We start from the raw sequence: 15,328 nt of genomic DNA on the forward strand, positions 1-15,328 counted from the left end.
CTCAACGACACAGGTCTCATGCAATTTCCTGAATCCTGGTTGCGCGAGTTCTGCAACCCGCCGCTGTCGACCGCCGAACTGGCCGAGACGCTGACCATGGCCGGCCTCGAGGTCGAGGAGCTGTGCCCGGTGGCGCCGCCGTTCGACAAGGTTGTGGTGGCCGAGGTGCTCTCGATCGAGAAGCATCCCAATGCCGACCGGCTCAATGTCTGCCGGGTCGATGTCGGCACCGAGGCGCCGCTGTCCATCGTCTGCGGGGCGCCGAACGTGCGTGCCGGGATCAAGGTGCCCTGTGCATTGGTGGGCGCGGAACTGCCGCCGGCCGAGGCAGGCGGCGCGCCGTTCCGGATCAAGCTCGGCAAGCTGCGCGGCGTCGAGAGCCAGGGAATGCTGTGCTCGGCGCGCGAACTCAAGCTGTCGGAAGATCATGGCGGCCTGCTGATCCTGGCCGACGATGCGCCGGTAGGGGCGAGCATCCGCAGCCACCTCCAGCTCGACGACACGCTTTTCACGCTGAAGCTCACGCCCAATCTGGCCCACTGCCTGAGCGTCTACGGGATCGCCCGCGAGGTGTCGGCGCTGACGGGCACGCCGCTGAAGAAGCCTGTTTTCCCGCCTGTGCCGGCGGTGCACGATGCCAAGCTGTCGGTGCGCATCGAGGCGCCCGATCTGTGCGGCCGCTTCTCGGGTCGCATTGTCCGCGGCGTGAACCCGCAGGCCGCGACGCCCGCCTGGATGGTCGAGCGCCTCGCGCGCTGTGGGCAGCGCGCGGTGAGCGCGTTGGTCGACATCTCGAACTACGTGATGTTCGAGTTCGGTCGCCCCTCGCACATCTTCGATCTCGACAAGATCCACGGCGGATTGCAGGTTCGCTGGGGACGTCCTGGCGAGAAGCTCGAATTGTTGAATGGCAGCACCATCGAAGTCGATGCGGCCGTCGGCGTGATCGTCGACGACTTGCAGGTCGAATCGCTGGCCGGGATCATGGGCGGCCAGGCCACTGCGGTGAGCGACGACACTCACAACGTGTACGTCGAGGCGGCGTTCTGGTGGCCGCAGTCCGTCGCCGGACGCTCGCGCCGCTACAACTTCAGCACCGACGCCGGACACCGCTTCGAGCGTGGCGTCGATCCGGCGCAGACGGTCGAGCACATCGAGCGCATCACGCAGCTGATCCTCGACGTTTGCGGCGGTGAGGCCGGTCCGATGGACGACCAGACACTCGGCCTGCCCGAGCGCGCACCGGTATCGATGCGCGTCGATCGTGCCAGCCGCGTGATCGGCATGCCGGTCTCGCAGGAGCAGTGCATCGGCGTGTTCCGGCGGCTGGGACTGGATTGCCGCGAGGATGCTGGAAGCGTCATCGTCGCACCGCCGAGCTGGCGCTTCGACCTGCAGATCGAGGAGGACCTGATCGAGGAGGTCATCCGTGTCGTCGGCTACTCGATGCTGCCGGACACGCCGCCGCGCGCACCCGTGACGCCGCGCGTGCTGTCGGAGTCTCGTCGCGGCCTGCACACGCTGCGGCACGCCATGGCTGGGCTCGATTACCAGGAGACGGTGAACTTCAGCTTCGTCGAAGAGCGCTGGGAGCGCGACTTCGCGGGCAATGCGACGCCGATCCGGCTGCTCAATCCGATCGCAGTGCCGCTGGCCGTGATGCGCTCCGGCCTGATCGGCAGCCTGGTCAACGTGTTGCGTTTCAACCTCGCGCGCAAGGCGGCGCGCGTGCGCGTCTTCGAGGTCGGCCGCGTGTTCCTGCGCGATCCCGCCGTGGGCGACAGTGATTCCAGCGTGGCCGGGGTCGACCAACCGTTGCGCCTGGGCGGCCTGGCCTACGGCCCCAATGACGAGCTGCAGTGGGGCTCGGCCGAACGCAGCGTCGACTTCTTCGACGTGAAGGGTGACGTGGAAGCCCTGCTGGTGCCGAGCCGGCCGCGTTTCGTCGCGGCCGAGCACCCGGCGCTGCATCCGGGGCGCAGCGCCCGCATCGAGCTCGACGGCCGGGCCATCGGCTGGATCGGTGAGTTGCACCCGCGCTGGCGGCAGGCCTACGAGCTGCCCCTGGCGCCGATCGTGTTCGAGCTCGATGCCCAGGCGATCGCCGAAAGCCGCGTGCCGGTCTATGCGCCGATCCCCAAGCAGCAGGCGGCCGTTCGGGACATCGCGCTGATCGTCGGCGACGTCGTCACCCACGACGCTCTGATGCAGTCGATCGCGACGGCGCCCAGCGGTGGCGTCGTGCGCAGCGCACGCTTGTTCGACGTCTACCGCCCCAAGACGCTGACCGCGGACGTCGCCGCCGGTGAGCGCAGCGTGGCGATCCGGCTGGAACTGCTGGACGAGCTGGGTACGCTGACCGACGAGCGCATCGACGCGGCGGTCCAATCCGTGCTTGACACACTTTCCGCGCAACTTGGCGCCCGCCTGCGTGCCTGAGCGGCGCCGATACGGAAGAATCCGACCATGGACCGAGTGCTGTTGCCGACCCTCGAGACGCCGACGCTGACCAAGGCCGAGCTCGCCGAACTGCTGTTCGAGCGCCTGGGGCTGAACAAGCGCGAGTCCAAGGACATGGTCGAGGCCTTCTTCGAGCTGATCCACGGCCAGTTGGTCGAGGGGCACGATGTCAAGCTGTCCGGCTTCGGCAATTTCCAGATCCGGCGCAAGGCGCCCCGGCCGGGGCGCAACCCGCGCACCGGGGAGGCCATCCCGATCAAGGCCCGTAATGTGGTGACGTTCCACGCAAGCCACAAACTCAAGGGTGTCGTGCAAGGTGACATACCGAGCACGGAGGAGTTCGAGTAAAGTCTGAGGTCATACGCCACAGGCCCTTGATTTCCAATGGAAAAATCGCTGCCGCCGATCCCTGCAAAGCGGTATTTCACGATCGGTGAAGTCAGCGAGCTGTGCGGCGTCAAACCCTACGTGTTGCGCTATTGGGAGCAGGAGTTCTCGCAGCTCAAGCCCATGAAGCGACGTGGCAACCGCCGCTACTACCAGCACCACGAAGTCTTGCTGATCCGGCGGATCCGGGAACTGCTGTACGAGCAGGGTTTCACGATCAGCGGTGCCCGCAATCGCCTCTCGGAGGCCGGTGTGCGCGCCGCCCTTGCGGCCGAGGCGGCGCAGGCGCCAGCGGACGCAGGCGAGGGTGCGGACGGCGCACTGCCGGTCGGCGAAGGACTGCCGGAGATCGAAACGATGGAAGCGGCCGCGGTCGCCCCAACGGCCTCGGTCGCGCGGGTGCTCGTCAACGCCGCTCCGCCGACCCTGGCGACGATGCGCGATGAATTGGTGTCGATCCGACAGTTGTTGCTGCCCTAACGAAATCGTCCAACGATCGGCACGTGCTGTTCGAGCGCCGGCACGCACCCGAAAAGACAAAAGGCCTGACCAGTGGCAATCACCGGTCAGGCCTCGTCTTTTCTTTGGTCGGGACGGCGGGATTCGAACTCGCGACCCCTTGCACCCCATGCAAGTGCGCTACCAGGCTGCGCTACGCCCCGACAAGCCGCGCAGTATAGCCCAGTGACCGTCATCGACGGCCCTTGATCCGCGTGGCCCGGACACCTGCTGCACCGCTTCGATCCGCTGCACGCCGGGTCGGCTTTCGTTCAACGGGACGAGGGGGGCTTGGGCGCCGGGGGGGCGACCGGAGCAACGCCAGGTCGCGCATCCGCCAGCGCCTTGGCGCGAGCGTCGAGCTCGCTTCGGGGCGTGGTCGCCAGAGGTGCGTCCGTGATCGGGCAACGCGCCGCGGCGTCGTCGCCGGCACGCCAGTCGCCCTCGGGCAGGGCGCCGGTATCGATGCGCGAGAGCCCCAGCGCCGCCACCGGGCGCTGCGCGCTGCGTTGTCCGGCCGGGTGCTTCACGTTTGCATGCCAGACGTTCAAGTCCCCAGGGGAAACGGCCGAAAAAGTTCCGATGTCTCCGAGCGCGACTGTGTCCCTTCCTGCCCCGCGAATGCCGGCGCTTCCGAGCGTCGCGCCGTGGTGTTCAGGAGCGCTGGCGATGTGGCTTCTGACCTTGGCGCTGCTCGTGCCCGGCGTGTTGCCCTGGGCCTGGGATCGCGACCGAATGCTCGATACCGCGCAGCGCCACGGGCCCGAGGCGGTGAGTGGCGTGCGACAACTGCAGTCGACGATCGCCGCCACGCAATCGATGCCGGAGGAGGCGCGTCTGCAGGCGTTCAACCGCCTGTTCAACGAGCGCATCGTCTTCGCCGAGGACATCGACGCCGCGGGTCAGGTCGATCAGTGGGCCAGCCCGCTCGAACTGCTGGCGCGCGGTGCCGGCGATTGCGAGGACTTCGCGATCGCCAAGTACTTTTCGCTGATCGCCGCTGGACTGCCGTCGGCAAAGCTGAGGATGGTTTACGTGCGTGCCGACCTGGGCGGCAACGTCCGGGCCCACATGGTGCTGGCCTACTACGCCCAGCCCTCGGCCGAACCCCTGATCCTCGACAACCTGATCTCCGAGATCCGACCGGCCTCGTTGCGGCGCGACCTGAGTCCGGTGTTCAGCTTCAACGCCGAGGGGCTGTGGCAAGGCACCGGCGCGCAGAAGGCCGGCGATCCGACGGCACGGCTCTCGCGATGGCGAGAGGTGCTGGCCAAGGCACGAGCGGAAGGCTTCGTATGAACAAGGCCCTGTGCAACTCAAGAGGCGAGCGATGTCTCTGATCCGACAACTCTGGCTGCTGCTGCTCGCGACCGTGATGGTCGGCGTGCTGGGCAGCGCGCTGGTCACCGTGGGTTCGACGCGCGGCTACCTGGAAATGCAGTTGCGACTGAGGCGCCGTGCACGCGGCAGACTTCCAACAGGCAGTCCAGCAGCGGGTCGGGGTGGATCAGGTCTTCGCGCAGGCGGGTCGAGGCGGGGGCGGTGGCGGAGGAGGGCAGAGCCGTCATCGGGACAGGAGTGTGCTCATGCGATATCGGCACAGTGCAGCCCGAATTGACCCTCCGCCCGGTCGGCGAAGTAGCGGCGCAGCGTCTCGGCCGTCGTGCGGAAGGCCAGGTGATCCCACGGCACCTCGGCTTCGCGGAACAGCGCCACCTCCAACGACTCGACGCCAGGCGCGAAATTCAGGTCCTGCAGCGCGGCGCGGTAGAAGAAATGCACCTGGCCGACGCGCACCACGTTCAGCACGGAGAACAGGCCTTGCAGCTGCACCCGGGCGCCGGCCTCCTCGTCGGTCTCGCGCAGCGCGCCTTGCTCCAGCGTCTCGCCGAGCTCCATGAAGCCGGCCGGCAGGGTCCACAGGCCGTGGCGCGGTTCGATGGCACGCCGGCACAGCAGCACCTGGTCGTCCCAGGTCGGCAGCGTGCCCACCACGTTCAGCGGATTCTCGTAATGGATCGCCTCGCAGACCGAGCAGACCGCGCGCTCGCGGCTGTCATCCGCCGGAACGCGGTATTCGACGGCACCGCCGCAGGTCTTGCAATGCCGGAAACTGCGCGCGGAGAACATGGCGAGCGAGTGTACCGGGGCCCTCGCGACTCGCCTCTCGCAGGCCTATGCCCGGACCTGCGTGGCATCATCTTCGATGCCTTGTTGACGTTCGCCCAACGACCATGCCGACCCTTCACCACGTGATCGATCTTCCCCTTGTGCCCAGTGTGCCGGTTCAAGGCCGCAGCGAACGCTTTCCGGTACGCCGCATCTACTGCGTCGGCCGCAACTACGCCGAGCATGCGATCGAGATGGGCCACTCCGGCCGCGAGGCGCCGTTCTTTTTCATGAAGCCGGCCGATGCGGTGCTGGCGGTCGATGCCGGCGCGATCGGCGAGATGCCGTACCCGGGCCTGACGAAGAATCTTCACCACGAGGTCGAACTCGTGGTGGCCCTCGGTCGCGGCGGCCGAGACATCCCGGCCGCAGCCGCCCTCGATCATGTGTGGGGCTATGCGGTCGGGCTGGACATGACCCGGCGCGACCTGCAGAACGACATGAAGAAGGCCGGTCGCCCCTGGGAGATCGGCAAGGGCTTCGAGGCCTCCGCGCCCATCGGACCGCTGACGCCAGCCGCGCAGGTGCCCGGCATCCACACGGCGCCGATCGTGCTCGACGTCAACGGCACGGTCCGCCAGGTCAGCCACATCGACCGCATGATCTGGAGCGTCGCCGAGATCATCGAACACCTGTCGGCGGCCTGGACGCTGGCGCCCGGCGACCTGATCTACACCGGAACGCCCGAGGGCGTGGCGGCGGTCGTGGCCGGTGACCTGCTCGAGGCGCGCGTCGAGGGCCTGGAGCCGCTGCGGTTGCGCATCACCGGCTGAGAAAACCCGCCATGGAGCTGTACAGCTACTTCCGCTCTTCCGCCGCCTTCCGCGTGCGCATCGCGCTGGCGCTCAAGGGGCTGAGCTACGACTACCGCGCGGTGCATCTGGCCCGCAACGAGCACCTCGCCGAAGCCTATGGCGCGGTGTCGAGCGCCCGGCTCGTGCCCCAGCTGATCGACGGCGATCACTCGATCAGCCAGTCGCTGGCGATCATCGAGTACCTCGACGAAGTGCATCCCCAGCCGCCGCTGCTGCCGGGCACGGCGCTCGAACGCGCGCGCATCCGCTCGCTGGCACTCGACATCGCCTGCGAGATCCATCCGCTGAACAACCTGCGGGTGTTGCGCTACCTGGTGCGCGACCTGCAGGTGGGCGAGGAGCCCAAGAACGCCTGGTACCGGCATTGGGTGGAGCAGGGCCTGGGCGTGGTCGAGCGGCGGCTCGTGCAGGAGCCCGGCATCGGGCGCTACTGCCATGGCGATGCGCCGACCCTGGCGGACTGCGTGCTGGTGCCGCAGATATTCAATGCGCAGCGCTTCGACTGCCGGCTGGACCACGTGCCCACGGTGATGCGTGTCTTCGAGGCCTGCATGGCCGAGGCGGCCTTCCAGCGTGCCCAGCCCTCGGCCTGCCCGGATTTCGAACCGTGACCGAGCCGCTCGGCGACGCTATCCGGCCCCGTTTCGTGGCGGCGCGGGTCGGCGCGTTGATGAGCACCCGGGCCGGTGGCGTCAGCGACGGTGTGTTCGCGTCCCTCAATCTCGGCAGCGCGGTCGGCGACGATCCGCTGGCCGTGACGGAGAACCGGCGTCGTTATGCGACCGCGCTGGGCGGCACCCCGGTGTTCCTGCGCCAGGTTCACGGCGTGCGCGCGGTTCGCCTGCCGCTGGCTGAGCTCAACGATGCAGCGCCCGAAGCCGATGCCTGCTGGACGACCACGCCCGGCGTGGCCTGCGTGATCCAGGTCGCCGACTGCCTGCCGGTACTGTTTGCCGCACCCGATGGCCGGGGTGTCGCGGCCGCCCACGCCGGCTGGCGCGGTTTGTCGGCCGGCGTCCTGGAAGCGACTGCGAAGGCCCTGTGCGAGGCGACCGGCTGCACTGCGGCCGAGTTGGAGGCCTGGCTCGGCCCCTGCATCGGACCACGACAGTTTGAGGTCGGTGCCGACGTGCTGGCCGGCTTCGGCGTGACGCCGGGGTCACCCCACCCCCGTTTCGTGCCGTGCGCGGTGGGAAAGTGGCGGGCCGATCTGGCCGGTCTGGCTCGCGACCGCCTGGCGGCCTTCGGCCTCGAGCGAATCGACGGCGGCATCTGGTGCACCGTCGAGGACGACTTACGGTTCTTCTCGTTCCGCCGCGACCGTCCGCTCCATGGCAACAGTGGGCGCATGGCCGCGGCCATCTGGATCGAGAGGGGCTGAAGCCTCGGTCGCTTCCGCCCGGCGCCGGGCGGCACGACGCGCCGGCGTTCCCAGCAGGTACATCACCAGCCCCACCGGCCCCAGCCCGTACAGCAGGAAGGTGAAGACGGCACCGAGCACGCTGCCCTGGCTGTGGGTGGCTTCGGTAGCAGCCATCAGCAGTGCCACGTAGAGCCAGGCGATTGCAACCAAGTACATTGGATTCAGTTCTGCGCAAGGGTGAGTCGCATAATGAATCAGGGTTGCACGCAACGGCAAGGGGTTCAGCGAAACCCCGTGGGCAGCCGACCATCGAAGGCGAGTGGCCGACAGCGAGGAGACACATGAACACAGGCGCAACCGGTTGGGGCGGCGTTGCCCCGGGGATGGACTTCGCCCAATCCGCGCAGCAGTTGGCCCAGGGCTGGACCGACGCCCTCAAGGGCATGACCGGCGTGCAGCTTCCCGCCGACGCGCTGCCCGCGCTGCAATCGACCTACCTGAGCGAGGCGGCCGCGCTGTGGAACCAGGCGACGCAGGGCACCGACGGAGCCCCGCCGACAGCGGACCGGCGGTTCGCGGCCAAGGACTGGATGTCCAACCCGGCGGCGGCCTTCACGGCGGGCATGTACATGCTGAACGCCCGAACGCTGCTGCAGCTGGCGGACCAGGTGCAGGCCGACGAGAAGACCCGTCAACGCATCCGCTTCGCGGTCCAGCAGTGGATCGACGCATCGTCGCCGGCCAACTACCTCGCGCTGAACCCCGAGGCGCAGCGCAAGGCGATCGAGACGCAGGGCGAGAGCATCACCCAGGGGTTGCAGCACCTGTGGCACGACGTGCGCCAGGGCCACCTCTCCCAGACCGACGAGAGCCTGTTCGAGGTCGGCCGCAACGTGGCGACGACCGCAGGCGCGGTCGTCTTCGAGAACGAGCTCTTCCAGCTGATCGAGTACACGCCGCTGACGGCCAAGGTGCACGAGCGGCCGCTGCTGATCGTGCCGCCGTGCATCAACAAGTTCTACATCATGGACTTGCAGCCCGACAACTCGCTGGTGCGCTATGCCGTGAGCCAGGGACATCGCGTGTTCATGCTGAGCTGGGTGAATGCCGACGAGAGCATCGGCGACAAGACCTGGGACGACTACATCGAACACGCGGTGATCCGCGCGATCCGCGAGGTGCAGGCGATCTCGAAACAGGAACAGATCAACACCCTGGGCTTCTGCATCGGCGGCACGCTGCTGGCGACCGCGCTGGCCGTGCTGGCCGCGCGCGGCGAGGAGCCGTCGGCGAGCCTGACGATGTTGACCAGCTTCCTCGATTTCACCGACACCGGTGTGCTCGACCTGTTCGTCGACGAGCAGATGGTGGCGATGCGCGAGATGGCGCTCGGGCAGGGCGGCCTGCTCAAGGGCAAGGAACTCGCGGCCACCTTCAGTTTCCTGCGCCCGAACGACCTAGTGTGGAACTACGTGGTCGGCAACTACCTGAAGGGCGAGACGCCACCACCCTTCGACCTGCTGTACTGGAACTCCGACAGCACCAACCTACCGGGGCCGATGTACTGCTGGTACCTGCGCCACACCTACCTCGAGAACAACCTCATCAAGCCGGGCAAGGTGACGGTGTGCGGCGAACCGCTCGACCTGCGCAAGGTCAAGCTGCCGACCTTCATCTACGCCTCTCGCGAGGACCACATCGTGCCGTGGCAGAGCGCCTACTCGACCGTCGAGGCGCTGCCGGGCAAGAAGCAGTTCGTGCTGGGCGCCTCGGGTCACATCGCCGGCGTCATCAACCCGCCGACGAAGAACAAGCGCAGCCACTGGACCAACAGCCGGCTGCCGAAGACCGCCGAGGCCTGGTTCGAGAGCGCCACCGAGCATCCCGGCAGTTGGTGGCCCGCCTGGACCGACTGGCTCAAGCCGCTGGGCGGCAAGCTGGTGCCTGCACCGAAGACGCCCGGCGACCGCACGCACAAGCCCATCGAACCGGCCCCCGGACGCTACGTCAAGGTCAAGGCCTGACCCGTTCCACACTTTCACTCTTCACCCCGCCGCGGAATCGCTCATCCCCGGTCACTTCAGCAAGGAGAAATGCCATGACCACCGACATCGTGATCGTCAGCGCCGCCCGCACCGCCGTGGGCAAGTTCGGCGGCACGCTCGCCAAGACCCCGGCGCCGGAACTCGGCGCTGCCGTGATCCAGGCCCTGCTGGCGCGCAGCGGCCTGTCCGGCGAGCAGATCAGCGAAGTGATCCTCGGTCAGGTGCTCACCGCGGGCAGCGGCCAGAACCCGGCGCGCCAGTCGGTCATCAAGGCCGGACTGCCGCACGGCGTGCCGGCCATGACCATCAACAAGGTCTGCGGGTCCGGTCTGAAGGCCGTGATGCTGGCGGCTCAGTCGATCCGCGACGGCGATGCCGAGATCGTGATCGCCGGCGGCCAGGAGAGCATGAGCCTCGCGCCGCATGTGCTGCCGGGCTCGCGCGACGGCCAGCGCATGGGCGACTGGAAGCTCGTCGACACGATGATCGTCGACGGCCTGTGGGACGTCTACAACCAGTACCACATGGGCATCACCGCCGAGAACGTGGCCAAGAAGTACGGCATCACGCGCGAGCAGCAGGACGCGCTGGCGCTGGCCTCGCAGCAGAAGGCCGCCGCAGCCCAGGATGCCGGCAAGTTCAAGGACGAAATCGTGCCCTTCAGCATCGCCCAGAAGAAGGGCGACCCGATCGTCTTCGCGGCCGACGAGTTCATCAACCGCAAGACCAACGCCGAAGTGCTGGCCGGCCTGCGTCCGGCCTTCGACAAGGCGGGTGGCGTGACCGCCGGCAACGCCTCCGGTCTGAACGACGGTGCGGCCGCGGTGCTGGTCATGAGCGCGAAGAAGGCCGATCAGCTGGGCCTGAAGCCGTTGGCGCGCATCGCGTCCTACGCGAGCGCCGGCCTCGACCCGTCGCTGATGGGCATGGGCCCGGTGCCTGCCAGCAAGCGCGCGCTGGAGCGGGCGGGCTGGAAGCCGGCCGACCTGGACCTGCTGGAGATCAACGAAGCCTTCGCCGCCCAGGCCTGCGCGGTCAACAACGAGATGGGCTGGGACACCAGCAAGGTCAACGTCAATGGCGGCGCCATCGCCATCGGTCACCCGATCGGCGCATCGGGCTGCCGCGTGCTGGTGACGCTGCTGCACGAGATGCAGCGCCGCGGCAGCAAGCGCGGCATTGCGTCGCTGTGCATCGGCGGAGGCATGGGTGTTGCATTGACGGTGGAGCGCTGAGGAGCAACGGCGCATCCATTAAGGGTGAGCCCGGATCGGGCGAATACCCTTGACCCACCGGTACCGGCACGCGACGCTAGAGCGGCCATGACAAACCACAGAGGAGCAGAACAATGAGCAAGAAGGTCGCATACGTCACGGGAGGCATGGGCGGCATCGGTACCGCGATCTGCCAGCGTCTGCACAAGGACGGCTTCACCGTCGTGGCCGGCTGCGGCCCGAGCCGCAATTTCAAGAAGTGGCTCGACGAGCAGGCCGTGCTCGGCTACAGCTTCCACGCATCGGTGGGCAATGTGGCCGAATGGGAGTCGACTGTCGAGGCTTTCAAGGAAGTCAAGGCCCAGCACGGTGCGGTCAGCGTGCTGGTGAACAATGCCGGCATCACGCGAGATGGCATGTTCCGCAAGATGACCCGCGACGACTGGACCGCGGTGATCAGCACCAACCTCGACAGCCTGTTCAACGTGACCAAGCAGGTGATCGACGAGATGACCGATGCCGGCTGGGGCCGCATCATCAACATCAGCTCGGTCAACGGCGAGAAGGGCCAGTTCGGCCAGACCAACTACTCGGCGGCCAAGGCCGGCATGCACGGCTTCACGATGGCGCTGGCGCAGGAAGTGGCCAGCAAGGGCGTGACGGTCAACACCGTGAGCCCGGGCTACATCGGCACCGAGATGGTCCGCGCGATCCGCCAGGATGTGCTCGACAAGATCGTGGCCACCATCCCGGTCAAGCGGCTCGGTACGCCCGAGGACATCGCCTCGATGGTGTCCTGGGTAGCCTCCGACGAGTCCGGCTTCGCCACCGGTGCCGACTTCTCTGTGAACGGCGGCCTGCACATGGGCTGATGAGAAGCGAGCCGGGTGGACCACCCGGCTCGTGATCGGCCGGATCTCTGGAAACTCAGATCCGCCGCTCTTCGAGTGCCGCCAGGCTCTCGAGCGCCGCACACACCTCGGCGAACGATCCGCCGATCGCGGCACGCCGCTGGTCCTCGGGGTCCAGCGTCATCCAGAACCGTCTCGCGGCACGCCGTGCGCCATCGATGCCCACGGCGCGCGGTAGCGCGGCCCTGAAGGGCGTGACCGGCCGCGATCGCGGCACGGCGGCGCCGACGGGCCGGGTTCGGAAGGCTGGCTGCCTGAATACGAGTGCAGGGACTGCGGCGGGCGCAGGCGCCTGGAAGGCGGTCTGCCACCAGCGGCGCAAGGGGTTCCACAAGACCGTGACCATGGTGAATCTCCAATCGGAAGTTCAGCAGGATTGATGGCGATCGGTCCGGTCCGCGGGATAACACGCCGTGCGGCGCGCATGCCCACCACCCGCGGGGACCAGGAATTCAGGGGCCGGTCGGCCTCACATGAGCAGGGTGTTGCGGATGAGCCCGACGGCCAGGCCCTCGATCTCGAACTCACCGCTCTCCGGCGTGACGACGATGGGCTCGAAATCCGGGTTCTCGGGCAGCAGTTCGATCGTGCCGCGCACGCGCCGGAAGCGCTTGACCGTCACTTCATCACCCAGCCGAGCCACGACGATCTGCCCGTTCTTCGCTTCCCGGGCCTTCTGCACCGCGAGCAGGTCGCCGTCGAGGATGCCGGCATCGCGCATGCTCATGCCCCGCACCTTGAGCAGGTAGTCGGGCCGGCGCGGGAACATGCTGGCCTCGACCGCATAGGTCTGGTCGATGTGCTCCTGCGCCAGGATGGGACTGCCCGCGGCCACGCGCCCGACCAGCGGCAGCATCAGTTGCGACAGGCTGGGCAGCGGCAGCGAGAACTGCTTGTTGCGCAACTGGTTCAGCGAACGCAATGTGTCAGACTGGAGACGGATGCCCCGCGAGGTGCCACCCACCAGTTCGATGACGCCCTTGCGCGCCAGGGCCTGCAGGTGCTCCTCGGCCGCGTTGGCGGAGCGGAAACCGAGTTCGGCGGCGATCTCGGCGCGCGTGGGCGGTGATCCGGTGCGCTCGATCGAGGTCTGCACCAGATCGAGGATCTGCTGCTGCCTGGCGGTGAGCTTGGGGGCGTCGTCCATGCGGGTGCTCCTGCGGTGTCGGGAGCCGGGCTGTCACCAGACCGGCGCACTGAATTTTTATCCAGTGACTGTATTTTTATCCAGCTTTCCAGAAAATGCAAAGCCCTGAACCCCAAACCGTGGCGCGCATCGTGATCCTGGCCACCGGCGGCACCATCGCCGGCACCGCGGCCACAGCGACCGACAGCCTCGGCTACTCCGCAGCGCAACTGGGCATCGCGCAGCTGCTGGCCGCCGTGCCGGCCTTGGCCGGCCAGCCGATCGAAGCGGAGCAGGTGGCCCAGATCGACAGCAAGGACATGGGCATGGAGGTGTGGCGGTCGCTGACCCGCCGCGTCGCGCATCATCTTGCGCGTCCCGAGGTGAGTGGTGTCGTGGTCACCCACGGCACGGACACGCTGGAGGAAACCGCCTACCTGCTGCAGCGCGTGCTGGCACCGTCCAAGCCGGTGGTACTGACCGGCGCCATGCGGCCGGCCACCGCCGTACAGGCCGACGGCCCGCAGAACCTGCTCGATGCGGTCGCTCTGGCGCGCGAGCCGGGCGCGGCAGGCGTCTGCGTCGTGTTCGCCGGCTCGGTGTTCGGAGCCTTCGACGTACGCAAGCGCCACACGCATCGGCTCGACGCATTCGGCGCTGGCGATGATGGAGCCATCGCCCTGATCGAAGGGGGTGGCGTGCGGCGCCTGCGCGATTGGCCGGCGGGCCTGCCGCTCGGCATCGAGGTCCTCGAGCGACCCGAGCCATGGGTGGAGATCGTCATCAGCCACGCCGGCGCATCGGGCGCGGTGGTCGAGGCTTTGCGTGCGCAGCGAGTCGATGGTCTCGTCGTGGCAGGCACCGGCAACGGCAGCCTGCACCATGCGCTGGAAGCGGCGCTGCGGACCGCTCAGGCGGCGGGGATCCCGGTGCAGCGCTGCACGCGCGTGGCCGACGGCGCCGTGCTGCCGACCGGCCACGACGCCTTGCCGATCAGCGATGCCCGGACACCTGCCCAGGCCCGCATCGAACTGATGCTGACGCTGATGGCGCGCGGCGCCTGATGCCTGTACGGCTCAGCGCGCCGGCTTGATGACCCCGCGCGCGCGAATGCGCCGCGGCGGCGCGCTGTCCTTCCGCGACAGCGCGCTGGGCTCCTCCACGGCGCTTTCCGACACCGATTCGGCCGCCGCGTGCGGTACCTGTCCCACACCGCTGTAGCGCGGTGGCCAGTCCAGCAAGCGCGAGCGCCGCAACAAGGCGACGCCCGCGCCGACGGCGTAGCTGCGCTCGAACACGTGCGTGACGAGCTGGCGCTTCACGCGCTCGGTGATCACCAGCGTGGAGCAGCGCGTGCCGTAGCGGCCGTCCGGCGTGCGGATGAAGGCGGCGGAGAGTTGCGTCTCCAGTTCGCGAGGAATGCCGGTCGATGGCAGCTCGGCGTCGGCCGCGACGCTGCGATCCGCCAGCGCTTCGAACAGTCGCCCGGCGAGCCCGTCGACCGGCTCGTCCGCCGCCGTTTCGGCGAGGGCGCCTTTCACGCGCACCTTCAGGTGCTCGACCTTGGGCCACGGAGTGTCGAGCGCCGCATTCGACAGCCCGTAGAGCCCGCGCTCGATGCGGCGGGGCAGCGCCGTCGAACTGCTGGCCCAGAAGCACTCGCCACGTGCGAAATCGGCTGCGACGAGGTTGAATCCGTTGTAGCCCGACACGGCCACCTGGGTCCAGAAGCGGTCGAGCGGCTGCTCGCCATGCAACCAGTGCGGCACCAGGCCGCCGCGCGAGGGGGCCTGGGCGTCCTGCTTGCCCGGCGCCCTGACATTCGTCACCAGCGCCATGCGACCGGCGGCGGTCAGGCCCAGCCAGGTGCCGCCGGCCTGCAGGTCGCGTCCTCCCAGGATGTCAGGGCCGCCGCCCTGGGGCGTCCACCAGGCGAGGCGCGCCGTCGGTCGATCGAAGAACTCGTCGCGGTTGGACGCGAGCACCAGCGGGAAGCGCCGGTCCTGGTCGAGCGCCAGTGCTACGAGGCACATGCGACGAAATGCTCGACGTGGCGCGGGCCGACCAGCCACTGTGCGAGCCCCTGAGCGGCTCGTTCGACATCGGCCGCCAGTGCGGCCGGAGCGGCCTGTGGCGGCAGGTCGTAGGTCTCCATCCAGGTGTGCAGGCCCTCCTGCGCGTCAGGCCGGCGCAGCAGGCGCACGGCCAGTCCTGCATGGGCCGCCTGAAGGGCGGTCTGCATCGCCGTGGCCGCCGCCATCAGTTCGCTGGCGTGCACGTCGCGAACACGGTAGTAGATGAACAGCGCCTGCCGCCCCACCGGTGAGACCGCCTGCATGG

The 15,328-nt window shown here is 68.2% G+C and carries 16 protein-coding genes and 1 tRNA gene; 11 read left to right on the top strand and 6 right to left on the bottom strand.

What is annotated here, in order from left to right; translation table 11 throughout:
* The first annotated feature begins 18 nt into the window (after positions 1-18).
* Genes pheT through ASC67_RS02600 form a run of 3 tightly spaced genes read left to right on the top strand, consistent with a single transcriptional unit; the run spans position 19 to position 3,327 of the window.
* A complete protein-coding gene (pheT, locus tag ASC67_RS02590; protein ID WP_056314785.1) occupies positions 19-2,439 on the top strand; it encodes a phenylalanine--tRNA ligase subunit beta in 2,421 nt (806 codons plus the stop codon).
* A 27-nt stretch (positions 2,440-2,466) separates the two neighbouring features.
* Positions 2,467-2,808: an integration host factor subunit alpha gene (locus ASC67_RS02595; RefSeq protein WP_056314787.1), complete on the top strand. Its 342-nt coding sequence runs from the start codon at positions 2,467-2,469 to the stop codon at positions 2,806-2,808.
* 36 nt (positions 2,809-2,844) lie between these two features.
* Positions 2,845-3,327, top strand: coding sequence for a MerR family transcriptional regulator (locus tag ASC67_RS02600; protein ID WP_056314788.1), 483 nt, complete (start codon positions 2,845-2,847; stop codon positions 3,325-3,327).
* Between the two features lie 105 nt (positions 3,328-3,432).
* Here the strand turns inward: ASC67_RS02600 and ASC67_RS02605 are convergent.
* Positions 3,433-3,509: transfer RNA gene (locus ASC67_RS02605), tRNA-Pro, on the bottom strand.
* Positions 3,510-3,617: 108 nt separating this feature from the next.
* Positions 3,618-3,896 carry a hypothetical protein gene (locus tag ASC67_RS20115; protein ID WP_200946773.1) on the bottom strand — a complete coding sequence of 93 codons (279 nt, stop codon included), beginning with the start codon at positions 3,894-3,896 and terminating at the stop codon, positions 3,618-3,620.
* Between the two features lie 118 nt (positions 3,897-4,014).
* Here ASC67_RS20115 and ASC67_RS02610 point away from each other — a divergent pair, with 118 nt between their 5' ends.
* Positions 4,015-4,644 (top strand): transglutaminase-like cysteine peptidase, encoded by a 630-nt coding sequence (locus tag ASC67_RS02610; RefSeq protein ID WP_235566196.1) that lies wholly within the window; start codon positions 4,015-4,017, stop codon positions 4,642-4,644.
* A 285-nt stretch (positions 4,645-4,929) separates the two neighbouring features.
* On the opposite strand, the gene ASC67_RS02615 is transcribed toward ASC67_RS02610, so the two are convergent.
* A complete protein-coding gene (locus tag ASC67_RS02615; protein WP_056314793.1) occupies positions 4,930-5,475 on the bottom strand; it encodes an NUDIX hydrolase in 546 nt (181 codons plus the stop codon).
* Positions 5,476-5,579: 104 nt separating this feature from the next.
* On the opposite strand from ASC67_RS02615, the gene ASC67_RS02620 reads away from it, so the two are divergent.
* The 6 genes from ASC67_RS02620 to phbB all read left to right on the top strand — a co-directional run bounded on the left by ASC67_RS02620 (position 5,580) and on the right by phbB (position 11,823).
* Positions 5,580-6,287, top strand: a complete 708-nt coding sequence (locus ASC67_RS02620; RefSeq protein ID WP_056314795.1) for a fumarylacetoacetate hydrolase family protein — start codon at positions 5,580-5,582, stop codon at positions 6,285-6,287.
* A gap of 11 nt (positions 6,288-6,298) precedes the next feature.
* Positions 6,299-6,940 carry a maleylacetoacetate isomerase gene (maiA, locus tag ASC67_RS02625; RefSeq protein ID WP_056314796.1) on the top strand — a complete coding sequence of 214 codons (642 nt, stop codon included), beginning with the start codon at positions 6,299-6,301 and terminating at the stop codon, positions 6,938-6,940.
* Between the two features lie 59 nt (positions 6,941-6,999).
* Positions 7,000-7,710 (top strand): peptidoglycan editing factor PgeF, encoded by a 711-nt coding sequence (gene pgeF, locus ASC67_RS02630; RefSeq protein WP_056315137.1) that lies wholly within the window; start codon positions 7,000-7,002, stop codon positions 7,708-7,710.
* A 323-nt stretch (positions 7,711-8,033) separates the two neighbouring features.
* The gene (locus ASC67_RS02635) at positions 8,034-9,716 is read left to right on the top strand and encodes an alpha/beta hydrolase (RefSeq protein WP_056314797.1); all 1,683 of its coding nucleotides are present in this window, start codon (positions 8,034-8,036) and stop codon (positions 9,714-9,716) included.
* A 74-nt stretch (positions 9,717-9,790) separates the two neighbouring features.
* Entirely contained in the window at positions 9,791-10,972 is a 1,182-nt protein-coding gene (locus ASC67_RS02640; RefSeq protein ID WP_056314799.1) for an acetyl-CoA C-acetyltransferase, read from the top strand.
* 113 nt (positions 10,973-11,085) lie between these two features.
* Positions 11,086-11,823 carry an acetoacetyl-CoA reductase gene (gene phbB / locus ASC67_RS02645; RefSeq protein ID WP_056314801.1) on the top strand — a complete coding sequence of 246 codons (738 nt, stop codon included), beginning with the start codon at positions 11,086-11,088 and terminating at the stop codon, positions 11,821-11,823.
* A 508-nt stretch (positions 11,824-12,331) separates the two neighbouring features.
* Here the strand turns inward: phbB and lexA are convergent.
* Positions 12,332-13,009 (bottom strand): transcriptional repressor LexA, encoded by a 678-nt coding sequence (gene lexA / locus ASC67_RS02650; RefSeq protein ID WP_056314803.1) that lies wholly within the window; start codon positions 13,007-13,009, stop codon positions 12,332-12,334.
* A 95-nt stretch (positions 13,010-13,104) separates the two neighbouring features.
* On the opposite strand from lexA, the gene ASC67_RS02655 reads away from it, so the two are divergent.
* Positions 13,105-14,052: an asparaginase gene (locus tag ASC67_RS02655; RefSeq protein ID WP_056314805.1), complete on the top strand. Its 948-nt coding sequence runs from the start codon at positions 13,105-13,107 to the stop codon at positions 14,050-14,052.
* A 12-nt stretch (positions 14,053-14,064) separates the two neighbouring features.
* On the opposite strand, the gene ASC67_RS02660 is transcribed toward ASC67_RS02655, so the two are convergent.
* On the bottom strand, positions 14,065-15,021 hold the full coding sequence (locus tag ASC67_RS02660) for an NRDE family protein (protein ID WP_056314807.1): 957 nt from the start codon (positions 15,019-15,021) through the stop codon (positions 14,065-14,067).
* A complete protein-coding gene (locus ASC67_RS02665; RefSeq protein ID WP_056314809.1) occupies positions 15,009-15,326 on the bottom strand; it encodes a DUF4936 family protein in 318 nt (105 codons plus the stop codon). The genes ASC67_RS02660 and ASC67_RS02665 overlap by 13 nt, the downstream gene beginning before the upstream one ends.
* Between the last annotated feature and the right edge of the window lie 2 nt (positions 15,327-15,328).

This window comes from Methylibium sp. Root1272, assembly GCF_001425905.1.
Taxonomy (GTDB): domain Bacteria; phylum Pseudomonadota; class Gammaproteobacteria; order Burkholderiales; family Burkholderiaceae_C; genus Methylibium.